The following is a 14,894-nucleotide window of genomic DNA, read 5'->3' on the forward strand; positions in this document are numbered from 1 at the left end:
GAAGCAGTCATGGCGCGCAAATATTTCGGGACTGACGGAGTCCGTGGCAAGGTCGGTGAATCCGCGATAACCCCTGATTTCGTGATGCGACTCGGTTACGCCGCGGGCGTGACGCTTGTCGGGCGGGAGCAACTCCCGCGAGGCGATCGTCCGGCCGTGCTGATCGGCAAGGACACCCGCATTTCGGGCTACATGCTCGAAGCCGCGCTGGAGGCGGGCTTTGCTGCCGCCGGTGTCGACGTGTTGCTCGCAGGCCCTGTTCCGACCCCCGCCGTGGCCTACCTCACGCGCGCCCTGCGCCTGCAGGCCGGAGTGGTGATTTCTGCATCACACAACCCCTATTACGACAACGGGATCAAGTTTTTCTCGGCTGACGGAAGCAAGCTGGCCGACGCCGTGGAGATGGAGATCGAGGCGCGCGTCGAGCAGCCCATGGGCTGTGCGGAGTCCGCCAGGCTCGGCAAGGCGAGGCGCATTGGCGATGCCGCGGGTCGGTACGTGGAATTCTGCAAGAGCACCTTCCCGAACGAGCTCGATCTGCGCGAACTGAGGATCGTGCTCGACTGTGCCAATGGTGCGGCTTACCAGATCGCGCCCAGCGTCTTTCATGAGCTCGGTGCCGAAGTCGTTTCGGTGGGAGTTGAGCCCAACGGACTCAACATCAACGAGCGCTGTGGCGCTACCTCGCCGGAACACCTGCGCGCCGCAGTTCTGGCCAACAAGGCGGATCTCGGTATTGCGCTCGACGGCGACGGCGACCGTCTCATGATGGTCGATGCCAGCGGTGAACTCTACGACGGCGACAAGCTGCTGTACGTGATCGCATCGGCGCAACGGGCGCAGGGGCGTCTGGATGGAGTCGTGGGCACCCTCATGAGCAACCTCGGGTTCGAGCATGCCGTCGGCAGGCTGGGTGTTCCCTTTGCCCGGGCGAAGGTCGGCGACCGCTACGTCCTCGAAATGCTCCAGGAGAAGGGCTGGAAGCTCGGCGGGGAGAACTCGGGGCACATCATCTGTCTCGATCGCCACACCACCGGAGACGGCATCATCTCCGCGCTTCAGGTCCTCGCGGCCCTGCAGCTCACGGGCAAGAGCCTTGCGGAGGCATGTTCCGACCTCGTCTTCTATCCGCAAAAATTGATCAACGTGAAGCTTCCGGCCGGATTCAACTGGCAGGCGCATGCCGGTATCGCCGCGGCGGCCAGGGACGCAGAAGCGCGGCTGGGAAGCCGCGGTCGTGTGCTCCTTCGTCCGTCCGGGACCGAGCCGCTGCTGCGGGTCATGGTGGAAGGGCAGGATGGGGGCGAGGTCGAGGGGCTTGCACGCGAGATCGCAGACTGCGTCGCGAAGGCCACCGTCGCGCAATATTAATCCCGGTATATGAACTGTCACATTCCTGAAATGTGTCGCAACTAAAGTGGGCGCACTTCGGAATGCACCGGGCCGGCCGAGCTATCGGCATGCCATGCCGACTTGGCCAGGTGCATCCGGTTCGGGCAATGACTCGGTTCATTCACTGGAGATTCACTATGTCGGGTTTCAAGCAGACTGCGTTCGCAGCCGCCGTCCTCGTACTGGGAGCGCAGGCCGCGCATGCGCAGTCGCTGGTCAAGATCGACGGTTCGAGCACCGTGTTCCCGGTCACCGAGGCGGTCGCCGAGGACTTCCAGTCCTCAAAGAAAGGTGCAGTGAAGGTCACGGTTGGCATCTCCGGGACCGGTGGTGGTTTCAAGAAGTTCTGCCGCGGGGAGATCGACATCGCCGACGCCTCGCGCCCCATCCTGAAGAAGGAAATGGAGGCCTGCTCGCAGGCCGGGATCAAGTACATCGAGCTTCCGGTTGCCTTTGATGCGCTGACCGTCGTGGCCAATCCCAAGAACGCATTCATCAAGCAGCTGTCCGTCGAGCAGCTGAAGAAGATCTGGGAGCCGGGCGCGCAGGGCACCATCAAGAGCTGGAAGCAGGTCGATCCCTCCTTCCCGGATGCGCCGCTCAAGCTGTTTGGTGCCGGGTCCGATTCGGGCACCTTTGACTACTTCACGGAGGCGATCGTCGGCAAGGCGAAGGCCTCGCGCGGTGACTACACAGCGTCGGAGGACGATAACGTGCTGGTGCAGGGCGTCTCCCGCGACGTCAATGCGATCGGTTACTTCGGTTATGCCTATTACGCCGAGAACCAGGGCAAGCTGAAGGCCGTGCCGATCGTCAACAAGGAAGGCAAGCCGGTCGAGCCGGGTGCTGCGACCGTGCTCGATGGTTCGTACAATCCGCTGTCCCGTCCGATCTTCATCTACGTAGCGGAAAAGTCCCTCGAAAAGGCGGAGGTTCGTGATTTCGTCACCTACTATCTGAAGAATGCGAGCAAACTTGCGACCGAGGTGAAGTACGTTCCGCTTCCCGCCAAGGCATACGAAATTGCCCTGGATCACGTCAACAAGAAGAAACTCGGTACCGTTTTCGGTGGCGAGGCTGAAGTCGGTGTGACGATCGAGGCACTCCTGGCTCGCGAAGCCAAGCTCTGATCGTGTCTGAAGCATGCGGTGCCCGGGTGTCCAGCCCGGGCGCCACTTTGTTGTTCTAGGCCTCCAATGCAAGAAACCAATTCCGGTGGTGCCGTGACCGTTGCACCCTATGGGCCGCTGTCCGTCAGCGACCGGCTCGCGAAGAAGGCGCTGCGCAACTTCAAGGAGCGCGTCATCGAGCTCCTGCTCCTGGGGGCTGCGTGCGTCTCCGTGCTGACCACCGTCGGCATCATCTGGGTGCTCGTCAGTGAGTCGGTGAATTTCTTCGGCACCGTGTCGATCTGGTCCTTCCTCACCGATACCATGTGGACCCCGCTGTTCGCCGAGCCCCGCTACGGGATTCTGCCTTTGCTCGCGGGCACGCTGACGACTTCTGTCGTCGCGCTTCTCGTTGCGATTCCGCTGGGAACGACGATTGCGATCTACCTTTCGGAGTTCGCTCGCCCGACGGTGCGTGAGGTCGTGAAGCCCTTCCTTGAGCTGCTCGGCGGCATTCCCACCATCGTGTACGGCTACTTCGCCCTCATGGTCGTGATTCCGCTGCTTCAGCTGATCATGCCGGAGCTGTCGGGATTCAACATGCTCGGCGCCGGCATCGTCATGGGCATTGCCATCATTCCGTACGTCAGCTCGCTGGCCGAGGATGCCATGCGCGCGGTGCCGATGAGCATGCGCGAAGGCTCTTACGCGATGGGGGCGACCCGCTTGCAGACCGCATTTCGGGTGGTCTTCCCGGCGGCCTTGTCGGGCATCCTGTCGGCCTACATCCTGGGGATTTCGCGCGCTGTGGGCGAGACCATGATCGTGGCCGTCGCTGCGGGGATGCAGCCCAACTTCACCGTCAATCCGCTCGAGCCCGCCCAGACGATTTCCGCCTACATCGTCCAGGTCGCCCTTGGGGATCTCCCGCACGGCTCGATAGGCTACCAGTCGATTTTTGCGGCCGGCCTGAGCCTGATGCTCATGACGCTCGCACTGAATCTCGTCGGGCACGTCGTGCGCCGTCGATTCCGCGAAGCATATTAAGAAGAACGGCATGAAAGCAGAAGACATTCCCCTGATCAGGAAGATCATCCGACGCAACAAGCGCCTCGAGGTGCTGTTCGCGGTCGCAGGCTTCCTTGCATTGCTGGTGGGCGTGCTGACCTTCGTGGCGCTGTTTGCCCAGATGGCCGTTGCCGGCTGGGAGCGCATCTCCCCGGATTTCTTCACCAACTTCCCGTCGCGCCGTGCCGGACAGGCGGGCATCCTGTCGGCGTGGGTCGGGTCGCTGCTTGTGATGCTGGTCACGGCGGTCTCGGCCGTTCCCTTGGGCGTAGCGGCGGGGATCTACCTCGAAGAATATGCGCCGAAGAACTTGTTCACCGACATCATCGAGATCAATGTGACCAACCTCGCCGGCGTGCCGTCGATCGTGTATGGTCTGCTGGCGCTCGGCGTGTTCGTATACACCTTCGGCTTCGGGCAGAGCATCCTCTCGGCCGGCCTGACGCTCGGGCTGCTCATCCTGCCGGTGGTCATCGTCGCAACGCGCGAATCGATCCGCTCCATTCCCTTGCACATCCGCGAGGCGGCATACGGACTGGGGGCAACGCGCTGGCAGGTGACCCGCGACCACATCGTTCCCTACTCGCTGCCCGGCATCATGACCGGCGTCATCATCGGCATGTCGCGAGCGATTGGCGAGACGGCCCCCATCATCACCATCGGCGCGCTCACCTTCATCGCGTTCCTCCCCGAGTCGCCCATCGGTCCCGAGTTTCCCTGGGTGAACTTCGAGTGGCTGAAGTCGGGCTTCACGGTGATGCCGATCCAGATGTTCAACTGGACCTCGCGTCCGGAAGAGGCTTTCCAGCAAAACGCTGCGGCAGCCGGTTTTATCCTCGTCCTGATGACTTTGGCAATGAACGCCGTCTCTATCTGGATTCGTTACCACGTGCGCAAGGACATCAAATGGTAAGCGTTGCTACGATGCGAATGAGCGAACAAGCCGCTGCGGACACCGCGGCGCAGGCCGGCGCTGCCTCGGGTGAGGCACGCAATCCGAATTCCTCCGACATGGCTGCGCGCAATGCCGGCGGGGTTCCCGTGAAGGCGTCCGTGGAAAACTTCAGTTTCTATTACGGTGACTTCAAGGCGCTCAAGTCGATCTCCATGCCGGTGCACGAGAAGCGCGTGACGGCATTGATTGGTCCGTCCGGTTGCGGAAAGTCCACGCTCTTGCGGACGTTCAACCGCATGCATGACCTGTATCCGGGGAATCGCTACGAGGGGACGATCCGCCTGCACCCGGACAATACCAACCTGCTCGATCCCGCCGTCGACCCCATCGAAGTGCGCATGCGCATCGGCATGGTGTTCCAGAAGCCCAACCCTTTCCCAAAGTCGATCTACGAGAACGTCGCCTACGGGCTGCGCATTCGGGGCGAGCGCAATCGTTCCGTGATTGACGATAGCGTCCGTGAGGCGCTGCGGGGCGCGGCCCTGTGGTCGGAGGTCGAGCACCGCTTGCACGATCCCGCCACCGCCTTGTCCGGCGGCCAGCAGCAGCGGCTGTGCATTGCGCGCTGTCTCGCCACTCAGCCTGAAGTCCTGCTTTTCGACGAGCCGACCTCTGCGCTCGATCCGATCGCCACGGCCAGCATCGAGGAGCTGATCCACGAACTGCGCGACAAGGTCACCATCCTCATCGTCACTCACAACATGCAGCAGGCCGCCCGCGTCTCCGATTACACCGCGTACATGTATCTCGGCGAACTGATGGAGTTCGGCGAAACGAACCAGATCTTCGTCAATCCGAGGCGCAAGGAAACCGAAGATTACATCACCGGACGTTTCGGCTGAGCCGGATGAAGTCGGGTCGGCACGCTGTCGTCCCGTCCTGTCGGCGGCCGAGCGCGGCGCGCTGAGATTCGCCGGGAGTTTGCTGCATAAGGGAGGGGCGCTGTTTCAGTGTCCCTCTCTGTCTTTGTCAAGCAGCCTTTCTTTACCTCGCGAAGGCCTGCAGATACAATCCGAAAATTTGGCTGGGGCGCAGTGCATGAAACGAAAGCTAGTCGTCGGCAACTGGAAGATGAACGGCGACCGTGCGCGCAACAGTGCTCTGCTGGACCAGTTGCTGGGTGCCGTGCCTGCGGGCGTAGACTGTGCGGTCTGTCCGCCGTTTCCGTATCTCTCCCAGGTTGGCGAAATCCTCCGCGGCAGCGATGTCGCGCTTGGCGCCCAGGATGTGAGCGAATTCCCTGATGGCGCCTATACGGGCGATGTCAGCATCACGATGCTCGGCGACTTCGGCGTGCGGTTTGTCATCGTTGGTCATTCTGAACGAAGGGCGCTGCACGGAGAGTCGGATGTGTTGGTGGCCCGCAAGGCGGGTGTGGCGCTCGAAGGCGGCGTCATACCCATCGTCTGCATTGGCGAGACGCTGGCTGAACGCGAGTCCGGCGTGACGGAGCAGGTGCTCCTGCGGCAACTCGATGCGCTGGCGGCCACACTGTCGCCCGAGGCGCTGCAGCGAATCGTGCTCGCCTACGAGCCTGTGTGGGCGATCGGTAGCGGGCGTGCAGCCACGGTCGAGCAGGTGCAGGCGGTGCTGGGGTTTGTCAGGCGGTGGCTGGGGGGGCATGTATCCGCGCCTGAGCGCAGTCGCATCCTGTATGGTGGCAGCGTGAAGCCCGAGACGGCGGGGGGCTTGTTCGGCTTGCCGGATGCGGATGGAGGCTTGATCGGTGGGGCTTCGCTCGATGCGCAGTCCTTTGTTGAAATCTGTCGAGCGGCAACGGTCGTGCAGGGCAGTTGAGATTCAAAACAAGGTCATATTATGAGCAATTACTTATTTTCCATTGTCTTGACCGTTCATGTGCTGGTGGGGCTTGGCATCATTGCTCTGGTTCTCATGCAGCATGGCAAGGGGGCGGACGCAGGTGCGGCGTTCGGAAGTGGTGCATCGGGAAGTGTGTTTGGCGCCTCCGGTTCGGCGAATTTCCTCAGTCGCACGACTGGCATGCTTGCCGCCGTATTCTTCCTCACCAGCCTCGGGCTCAGCTACCTCAGTAGTGGCACGACCGCCAAGCCTGCCAGCATCATGCAGGACGCTGCAGTGACGGCTCCCGCACCTGCTGGCGAGGCAGCTCCTGCAGGCGCGGCGGATGATTCGAAGGCACAGTCGATCCCCAAATAAGTTCCCCTTGGGGCTTTGCGGGATACGGGAAAGGTCGTATAATTTCGAGCTGTAACAAACGTGCCGACGTGGTGAAATTGGTAGACACGCCATCTTGAGGGGGTGGTGGCGAAAGCCGTGTGAGTTCGAGTCTCACCGTCGGCACCAGAATATTGAATCGCCCGCGAAAGCGGGCGTTTTCATGCAGTGGGTAAAAAAAACTAAAACAATCTGTATTCAATACGGGGTGTCACGCAATGCTGGAAAACTACTTTCCTGTTCTGATGTTCATCCTCGTGGGGCTTGGTTTCGGCCTTGTTCCTGTCATTCTGGGGCGACTCGTTGCGCCCTATCGTCCCGGCAGCGAAAAGCTGTCTCCCTATGAGTGTGGCTTCGAAGCCTTCGAAGATGCGCGCATGAAGTTCGACGTGCGCTACTACCTCATTGCGATCCTTTTCATTCTTTTCGATCTCGAAATCGCCTTCCTCTTTCCGTGGGCGACGGTGTTCCAGGAATTCATTGCGGCAGGTCAGGTCGCGTGGTTCGTATTCGGTTCGGTTATGGTCTTCATTGCCGTGCTGGTCATCGGTTATGTCGTCGAGTGGAAAAACGGTGCGCTCGACTGGGAGTGATGCATGAGTATTGAGGGCGTCTTTCGCGAAGGGTTTGTAACCACTTCGCTTGATGCGGTAATCAACTGGACTCGCACGGGGTCGCTCTGGCCGATGACTTTCGGTCTGGCTTGCTGTGCAGTCGAGATGATTCATGCCGGTTGTTCTCGTTACGACCTGGACCGCTTTGGTGTGGTGTTTCGGCCGAGTCCGCGCCAGTCTGACCTGATGATCGTTGCGGGTACGCTCTGCAACAAGATGGCGCCCGCGCTGCGCAAGGTGTACGAGCAGATGGCGGAGCCGCGCTGGGTCATTTCCATGGGGTCCTGTGCCAATGGCGGTGGCTACTACCACTATTCCTACTCGGTCGTGCGCGGTTGTGATCGCATCGTGCCGGTGGATGTGTATGTTCCGGGTTGTCCGCCGACCGCTGAAGCGCTGCTCTACGGCATCATTCAGCTCCAAAACAAGATCAAGCGCACGAATACCATCGCGCGCTGACGGATGGTTCATCTATGAGTCCCAAACTTGAGCGTCTGAGCCAGGTCCTGCAAGAGGTCCTGGGTGACAAGTTGCGGTCGATTGTTGTCGATCGTGGTGAGGTGACCATCGACGTTGCGCCGGAAAATTATCTCGGCGTGGCCCAGTGCCTGCGTGATCACGCAGACCTGTGCTTCGAAGAACTGGTCGATGTGTCGGGTCTCGATTATTCGACCTACGGGAATGGTGCCTGGAGCGGAAAGCGCTTCGCGATTGCTGTGCATCTCCTTTCGGTTGCGAAGAACTGGCGTCTGCGTCTGAAGGTCTTCGCCGACAACGATGATTTCCCGGTTCTTGAGTCGGTAGTGGGGATCTGGCCGAGCGCGAACTGGTACGAGCGCGAGACCTTCGATCTCTACGGGATCATGTTCTCGGGTCACCCCGATCTGCGGCGGATTCTGACCGACTACGGCTTTGTGGGGCATCCGTTCCGCAAGGATTTTCCGGTCACCGGGTACGTCGAGATGCGCTATGACGCGGAGCAGGGGCGGGTTGTGTATCAGCCCGTGACGATCGAGCCGCGCGAAAACACGCCGCGCATCGTGCGCGAAGAGAATTACGGGGATGTCGGCCATGGCTGAGATTCGCAATTACACGATCAACTTCGGCCCTCAGCACCCGTCTGCGCACGGCGTGCTGCGCCTGGTTCTTGAACTCGATGGCGAGGTCGTCGAGCGCGCCGACCCGCACATCGGACTGCTGCACCGGGGAACCGAGAAGCTTGCCGAGACCCGCACGTGGATACAGTCGGTGCCCTACATGGACCGTCTCGACTACGTGTCCATGATGTGCAACGAACATGCGTACTGCATGGCGATCGAGCGGCTGCTCGGAATCGAGGTGCCGATTCGTGCGCAGTACATCCGCGTGATGTTCGACGAGATTACGCGGATCCTGAATCACCTTCTGGGGATTGGCACGCACGCGCTCGACATCGGTGCGATGACGATGGTGCTGTACACCTTCCGCGAGCGCGAAGATCTCATGGATGTGTACGAGGCGGTGTCCGGTGCGCGGATGCATGCTGCGTACTATCGTCCCGGTGGCGTATACCGCGATCTGCCTGATCGCATGCCCCAGTACGAGGTCAACAAGTTCAAGAACGCCAACACGGTTCGTCAGCTGAACGAGAGCCGTCAGGGGTCGATGCTCGACTTCCTCGAGGACTTCACCAACCGTTTCAACGGCTACTGCGACGACTACGAGACGCTGCTGACCGACAATCGGATCTGGAAGCAGCGTACTGTCGGCATCGGCGTCGTGACGCCCGAGCAGGCGAAGGCCTGGGGCTTCACCGGCGTCATGCTGCGCGGCTCGGGCGTGCCTTGGGATTTGCGCAAGAAGCAGCCGTACGAGGTTTACGACCAGGTCGAATTCGACGTGCCGGTCGGCAAGACGGGTGACTGCTACGACCGTTACCTCGTCCGTATGGAGGAGATGCGCCAGTCCAACCGCATCATCAAGCAGTGCATCGAATGGTTGCGCAAGAACCCCGGCCCCGTGATCGCCGACAACCACAAGGTTGCCCCGCCGCCGCGCGAGCGGATGAAGGCGAACATGGAGGAGCTGATTCATCACTTCAAGCTCTTCACCGAAGGCATGCACGTCCCCGCGGGGGAAGTCTACGCGGCGGTCGAGCACCCGAAGGGCGAGTTCGGTGTGTATGCGGTGTCTGACGGCGCAAACAAGCCTTACCGGCTGAAGATGCGCGCACCGGGCTTCGCCCACCTCGCGGCGATGGACGACATTGCGCGCGGCCACATGATCGCGGACGTCGTGGCGATCATCGGAACCATGGACATCGTGTTCGGCGAAATCGACCGCTGAACGCCTGAGCTTGAAACGTCGGCAGGCAACCCGGGAAGACGAGTACGAAATGCTGAGTCAGGAATCGCTACAACAGATCGATCGCGAGATCGCGAAATATCCACCCGATCAGAAGCAGTCCGCCGTGATGGCTGCGCTGCGCATCGCGCAGGTCGAGAAGGGCTGGCTGCCGAAGGAGTTGATCGAGTTCGTCGCCAGCTACCTCCAGATGCCCGCGATTGCGGCCTATGAGGTGGCGAGCTTCTACAACATGTATGACCTCGAGCCGGTCGGGCGCCACAAGATCACCGTGTGCACGAACCTCCCCTGTGCGCTGTCGGGGGGCGTGCATGCGGCCGACTACCTCAAGGAAAAGCTTGGTATCGATTTCAACGAGACTACCCCGGACGGGAAGTTCACGCTGAAGGAAGGCGAGTGCATGGGCGCCTGCGGGGATGCCCCCGTGCTGCTGGTGAATAATCATCACATGTGCAGCTGGATGACGAAGGAAAAGATCGATCAGATCCTCGCGGAGCTGGCAGACAAATGAGCGCAAGCGGACTGATTCTCGCCGGGGTTGACGGCGATCGCACCTGGGGGCTGCAGGACTACGTTGCGCGTGGAGGCTACTCCGCGCTGCGGAAGGTCATCAGCGAAAAGATCCCGCCCGAGACGATCATTGCGGAGCTGAAGGCGTCTTCCCTGCGGGGCCGCGGCGGCGCCGGATTCCCGACCGGTTTGAAATGGAGCTTCATGCCCCGTTCCTTTCCGGGGGCAAAGTATCTTGCGTGCAACTCGGATGAGGGCGAGCCGGGCACCTTCAAGGATCGCGACATCCTGCGCTACAACCCGCACACCGTCATCGAAGGGATGACAATCGCCGCGTATGCGATGGGTTGCGAGCGTGGCTACAACTACATTCACGGCGAGATCTTCGACGTGTATGAGCGCTTCGAGGCCGCCCTCGCCGAGGCCCGCGAGGCGGGGCTGCTCGGTCAGAACATCCTTGGATCGGATTTTTCGTTCGAATTGTTCGCCCATCACGGGTACGGCGCGTACATCTGCGGCGAGGAAACTGCGCTCCTTGAGTCGATCGAAGGCAAGAAGGGCCAGCCGCGCTTCAAGCCGCCATTCCCCGCCAGCTACGGCCTGTACGGGAAACCGACGACGATCAACAACACGGAAACCTTTGCTTCCGTGCCGTTCATCATCAACATGGGCGGGGAAGGCTTCCTCAATCTCGGCAAGCCGAACAACGGCGGGACGAAGCTGTTCTCGGTTTCCGGTCACGTGAATCGTCCCGGCAATTACGAAGTCGCAATGGGTACGCCGTTTTCCGAACTGCTGGAGATGGCGGGCGGGATGCGCGGCGGGCGCAAGCTCAAGGCCGTGATTCCGGGCGGCTCGTCTGCGCCTGTCCTTCCCGGCAGCGTGATGATGGACTGCACGATGGACTACGATTCGATCTCCAAGGCGGGGTCGATGCTCGGGTCCGGCGCGGTCATCGTGATGGACGAAACGACTTGCATGGTCAAGGCGCTCGAGCGTCTGTCGTACTTCTATTTCGAAGAGTCCTGTGGTCAGTGCACGCCCTGCCGCGAAGGCACCGGCTGGCTGTACCGCGTGGTCCATCGCATCGAAAACGGCCTCGGCCGGAAGGACGACCTCGATCTTCTCAATTCGGTGACCGGAAACATCATGGGCCGCACGATCTGCGCGCTCGGCGATGCCGCATCGATGCCCGTGCAGAGCTTCGTCAAGCACTTCGGGTCAGAGTTCGAGTACCACATCGAAAACAAGAAATGTCTAGTGCCGCCTGAAGTTCAGTATGAAGGCAGCCAAATCTACGTGAGACCGTAATGCTAGAGATCGAAATCGACGGCAAGCAGGTGACGGTCGAGGATGGCAGCACCATCATGGATGCTGCCACCAAGATCGGTGCATTCGTTCCGCACTTCTGTTACCACAAGAAGCTCTCCATCGCGGCGAGCTGCCGCATGTGCCTGGTGCAGGTCGAGAAGGCCCCCAAGCCGCTTCCCGCGTGCGCCACGCCCGTGACCAACGGGATGAAGGTGTGGACCCGTTCGGAGCAGGCGGTGAAGGCCCAGAAGGGCGTCATGGAGTTCCTGCTGATCAACCACCCGCTGGATTGTCCGATCTGCGACCAGGGCGGCGAATGTCAGCTGCAGGATCTGGCCGTGGGTTACGGTGGCAGCCAGTCGCGGTATGAGGAAGAGAAGCGCGTCGTTCTGAACAAGAATCTCGGACCGCTCGTCTCGACCGACATGACGCGCTGCATCAACTGCACGCGCTGCGTCCGCTTCACGACCGAGATCGCCGGCCAGATGGAGTTGGGCCAGGCGTTCCGTGGCGAGCATGCCGAGATCATGCCCTTCGTCGAGAAGACGGTGGACTCGGAACTGTCCGGCAACATCATCGACCTGTGCCCCGTCGGCGCCCTGACGTCGAAGCCGTTCCGTTTCTCCGCCCGCACGTGGGAGCTCGCGCGCCGCCGTTCGGTCAGCCCGCACGACTCGCTCGGCTCCAACCTGATCGTGCAGGTGAAGCACGATGTGGTCAAGCGGGTGCTTCCGTTCGAGAACGAGGATATCAACGAGTGCTGGCTGTCCGACAAGGACCGCTTCTCGTATGAAGGTCTCAACAGCGAAGACCGCCTCACCGTCCCCATGCTCAAGCAGGACGGCGTGTGGAAGGAAACGGACTGGCAGACGGCACTCGAGTTCGCCGGCAACGGCCTGCGCAAGACCGCCAAGCAGAACGGTCCGGATTCGATTGGCGCCCTCGCTTCGCCGCATTCGACGATCGAAGAGCTGTATCTTCTGCAGAAGCTCACCCGCGCCATCGGCTCTGACAGCGTCGATTTTCGCCTGCGTCAAAGCGATTTCCGCGCTGACGGTTTCCGTGAAGGCGCGCCGTGGCTTGGCATCCCCATCAACGAGGTGGCGGGTCTCAACCGCCTGCTCGTGATCGGCAGCTTCCTGCGCAAGGACAGCCCGCTTCTCGCGCAGCGCGTGCGACAGGCTGCCAAGCGTGGTCTGCATGTCAGCGCGATTGGTGCGAGCGCCGAGGAGTGGCTCCTGCCGGTGAAGAACCGCGTGCTGGTAGCCCCGTCCGCAATCGTTCCCGCACTCCTGCAGGTGGTTGCGGCCCTCGCAGCCGAGAAGGGTGTGGCGGTCGCAGAGCACCTCGCCGCGGCCATGCCCGCCTCGGTTTCCGACGACGCCCGTGCGATCGCCCAGAGCCTCGCTTCCGGTCGCAAGGTCGCCGTCTGGCTCGGCAACCTGGCGGTGCAGTGCGAGTACGCGACCGAGATTCAGCAGCTTGCCGAGGAGATCGCCCGCCTGACCGAAGGTGCATTCGGCGTCATCGGCGAGGCGGCGAACAGTGTCGGCGGTTATCTCGCGAAGGCGGTGCCGCTGGTCGGCGGGCTCAATGCGAAGCAGATGCTGGAGCAGCCGCGCAAGGCCTATCTGCTGCTGAATGCCGAGCCGGCTCTGGATTTCGCCAACCCGGCACTCGCGCAGTCGGTGCTCGGAGCGGCCCCCCTCGTCGTCGCCTTGTCGGCATTCAAGTCCGAGTCTCTGCTCGCGGCCGCTGACGTGTTGCTGCCGATCGCTCCCTTCACCGAGACGTCGGGCACCTTCGTCAACTGCGAAGGGCGTGCGCAGAATTTCAACGCGGTGGCTCGTCCGCTCGGCGATACCCGCCCCGGCTGGAAGGTGCTGCGGGTTCTCGGCAACCTCCTGGAGTTTGAGGGTTTCGAGCACAACGATTCCGAAGCCGTCGCCGCAGAAGCGCTTGCGGCAGGTAGTCGCCCGGATCTGGGCAATCGCCTGTTCGGTCTCGAGTTCAATTTCGCCGCACAAACGGTCGCCGGACTCGAGCGTGTCAGCGATGTGCCGATCTACGCCGCCGACCCGCTGGTGCGGCGCGCCAAGTCGCTGCAGAAGACGCGTGACGCCAAGGGACCTGTGGCCAGCGCGAGTGCCGCGACCCTCGCGGCGATCGGTGTCGAGTCGGGTGGGCGTGTGCGCCTGAAGCAGGGGCAGGCTTCGGTCGAGGTGCCGATCGTCGCCGACGAGTCGGTCGCGGCGAACTGCGTGCGTGTTGCTGCGGCCACCGCGGCAACCTCCGTCCTCGGCGCAATGTGCGGCGAGATCAGCGTGGAGCGTGTCTGATGGAAGCGTTGCTGGAACCCGTGTCCCAATTTTTCGGGCCCGCGTGGCCTGCCGTGTGGACGCTGGCGAAGATCGTCGCGATCATCGCCCCGCTCATGATCGGCGTGGCCTACCTGACGCTTGCCGAGCGCAAGGTCATCGGCTACATGCAGGTGCGTATCGGCCCGAACCGCGTCGGCCCGAAAGGACTGTTGCAGCCGATCGCCGACGGCATGAAGCTCCTGTTCAAGGAGATCATCGTTCCGTCCGGCGCGAGCAAGGGGCTCTTCATCCTGGGGCCGATCCTCGCGATCGCCCCCTCCCTTGCGGCGTGGTCGGTGGTGCCGTTCGATGACGGCCTGGTGCTCGCAAACGTGAATGCCGGCCTGCTGCTGCTGCTGGCGATCACGTCGATGGAAGTCTACGGCGTCATCATCGCGGGCTGGGCCTCGAACTCGAAATATCCCTTCCTCGGATCCATGCGCGCTGCGGCCCAGATGGTGTCGTACGAGGTGGCGATGGGCTTCGCGCTCATCTGCGTGCTGCTGATCTCGTCGAGCCTCAACCTGAGCGACATCGTGCATTCCCAGGGGCAGGGCAGGTTCCATGAAATGGGCCTGTCGTTCCTGTCATGGAACTGGCTGCCGCTCCTGCCGATGTTCATCGTGTTCCTGATCTCGGGCATCGCCGAAACCAACCGCGCGCCGTTCGACGTGGTCGAGGGCGAGTCGGAGGTGGTTGCGGGCCACATGGTCGAGTATTCCGGCATGGCCTTCGCGCTGTTCTTCCTCGCCGAATACGCGAACATGTTCCTCGTGTCGGTGATGACGGCGGTGCTCTTCATGGGCGGCTGGCTGTCGCCGATCGGCGCGATTCCCGACGGTTTCCACTGGCTGGCGCTGAAGACGGCATTCTTCCTGTTCGTGTTCCTCTGGGTGCGTGCGACATTTCCGCGCTTCCGCTACGACCACATCATGCGGTTGGGCTGGAAGGTGTTTATTCCGATTACCCTGGTGTGGGTGATTGTGGTGGCGGTGTGGATGATGTCGCCGCTGTCTATCTGGAAGTGAGAGGCTGA

15 protein-coding genes and 1 tRNA gene are annotated in these 14,894 nt (G+C 61.8%); all 16 read left to right on the plus strand.

Annotation, left to right across the window (positions count from 1 at the left end):
* Positions 1-9: 9 nt before the first annotated feature.
* On the plus strand, positions 10-1,371 hold the full coding sequence (gene glmM, locus GO615_RS00930) for a phosphoglucosamine mutase (RefSeq protein ID WP_169125158.1): 1,362 nt from the start codon (positions 10-12) through the stop codon (positions 1,369-1,371).
* 158 nt (positions 1,372-1,529) lie between these two features.
* Positions 1,530-2,522 (plus strand): PstS family phosphate ABC transporter substrate-binding protein, encoded by a 993-nt coding sequence (locus GO615_RS00935; RefSeq protein ID WP_169125198.1) that lies wholly within the window; start codon positions 1,530-1,532, stop codon positions 2,520-2,522.
* 66 nt (positions 2,523-2,588) lie between these two features.
* Complete coding sequence (pstC, locus tag GO615_RS00940; protein ID WP_169125159.1) at positions 2,589-3,548, plus strand: phosphate ABC transporter permease subunit PstC; 960 nt, start codon at positions 2,589-2,591, stop codon at positions 3,546-3,548.
* A gap of 10 nt (positions 3,549-3,558) precedes the next feature.
* A complete protein-coding gene (pstA, locus tag GO615_RS00945; RefSeq protein ID WP_169125160.1) occupies positions 3,559-4,482 on the plus strand; it encodes a phosphate ABC transporter permease PstA in 924 nt (307 codons plus the stop codon).
* Between the two features lie 98 nt (positions 4,483-4,580).
* On the plus strand, positions 4,581-5,366 hold the full coding sequence (gene pstB / locus GO615_RS00950; RefSeq protein WP_169125199.1) for a phosphate ABC transporter ATP-binding protein PstB: 786 nt from the start codon (positions 4,581-4,583) through the stop codon (positions 5,364-5,366).
* Positions 5,367-5,562: 196 nt separating this feature from the next.
* Complete coding sequence (gene tpiA, locus GO615_RS00955) at positions 5,563-6,321, plus strand: triose-phosphate isomerase (RefSeq protein WP_169125161.1); 759 nt, start codon at positions 5,563-5,565, stop codon at positions 6,319-6,321.
* Positions 6,322-6,342: 21 nt separating this feature from the next.
* Positions 6,343-6,702 (plus strand): preprotein translocase subunit SecG, encoded by a 360-nt coding sequence (secG, locus tag GO615_RS00960; RefSeq protein ID WP_169125162.1) that lies wholly within the window; start codon positions 6,343-6,345, stop codon positions 6,700-6,702.
* A gap of 62 nt (positions 6,703-6,764) precedes the next feature.
* Positions 6,765-6,849, plus strand: a tRNA-Leu gene (locus GO615_RS00965).
* Between the two features lie 89 nt (positions 6,850-6,938).
* A complete protein-coding gene (gene ndhC / locus GO615_RS00970; RefSeq protein WP_050416614.1) occupies positions 6,939-7,313 on the plus strand; it encodes an NADH-quinone oxidoreductase subunit A in 375 nt (124 codons plus the stop codon).
* Between the two features lie 3 nt (positions 7,314-7,316).
* The gene (locus tag GO615_RS00975; RefSeq protein WP_018992218.1) at positions 7,317-7,793 is read left to right on the plus strand and encodes a NuoB/complex I 20 kDa subunit family protein; all 477 of its coding nucleotides are present in this window, start codon (positions 7,317-7,319) and stop codon (positions 7,791-7,793) included.
* A 14-nt stretch (positions 7,794-7,807) separates the two neighbouring features.
* A complete protein-coding gene (locus tag GO615_RS00980) occupies positions 7,808-8,413 on the plus strand; it encodes an NADH-quinone oxidoreductase subunit C (RefSeq protein ID WP_169125163.1) in 606 nt (201 codons plus the stop codon).
* Entirely contained in the window at positions 8,406-9,659 is a 1,254-nt protein-coding gene (locus GO615_RS00985) for an NADH-quinone oxidoreductase subunit D (protein ID WP_169125164.1), read from the plus strand. The genes GO615_RS00980 and GO615_RS00985 overlap by 8 nt, the downstream gene beginning before the upstream one ends.
* A 49-nt stretch (positions 9,660-9,708) precedes the next feature.
* Complete coding sequence (gene nuoE / locus GO615_RS00990) at positions 9,709-10,188, plus strand: NADH-quinone oxidoreductase subunit NuoE (RefSeq protein WP_169125165.1); 480 nt, start codon at positions 9,709-9,711, stop codon at positions 10,186-10,188.
* Positions 10,185-11,498 (plus strand): NADH-quinone oxidoreductase subunit NuoF, encoded by a 1,314-nt coding sequence (gene nuoF, locus GO615_RS00995; protein WP_211166887.1) that lies wholly within the window; start codon positions 10,185-10,187, stop codon positions 11,496-11,498. The genes nuoE and nuoF overlap by 4 nt, the downstream gene beginning before the upstream one ends.
* Entirely contained in the window at positions 11,498-13,837 is a 2,340-nt protein-coding gene (gene nuoG, locus GO615_RS01000; protein ID WP_169125166.1) for an NADH-quinone oxidoreductase subunit NuoG, read from the plus strand. Before nuoF ends, nuoG begins: the two co-directional genes overlap by 1 nt.
* Complete coding sequence (gene nuoH, locus GO615_RS01005; protein ID WP_169125167.1) at positions 13,837-14,886, plus strand: NADH-quinone oxidoreductase subunit NuoH; 1,050 nt, start codon at positions 13,837-13,839, stop codon at positions 14,884-14,886. Before nuoG ends, nuoH begins: the two co-directional genes overlap by 1 nt.
* Positions 14,887-14,894 lie beyond the last annotated feature (8 nt).

The sequence above is a fragment of the Aromatoleum evansii genome (assembly GCF_012910805.1).
Taxonomy (GTDB): domain Bacteria; phylum Pseudomonadota; class Gammaproteobacteria; order Burkholderiales; family Rhodocyclaceae; genus Aromatoleum; species Aromatoleum evansii.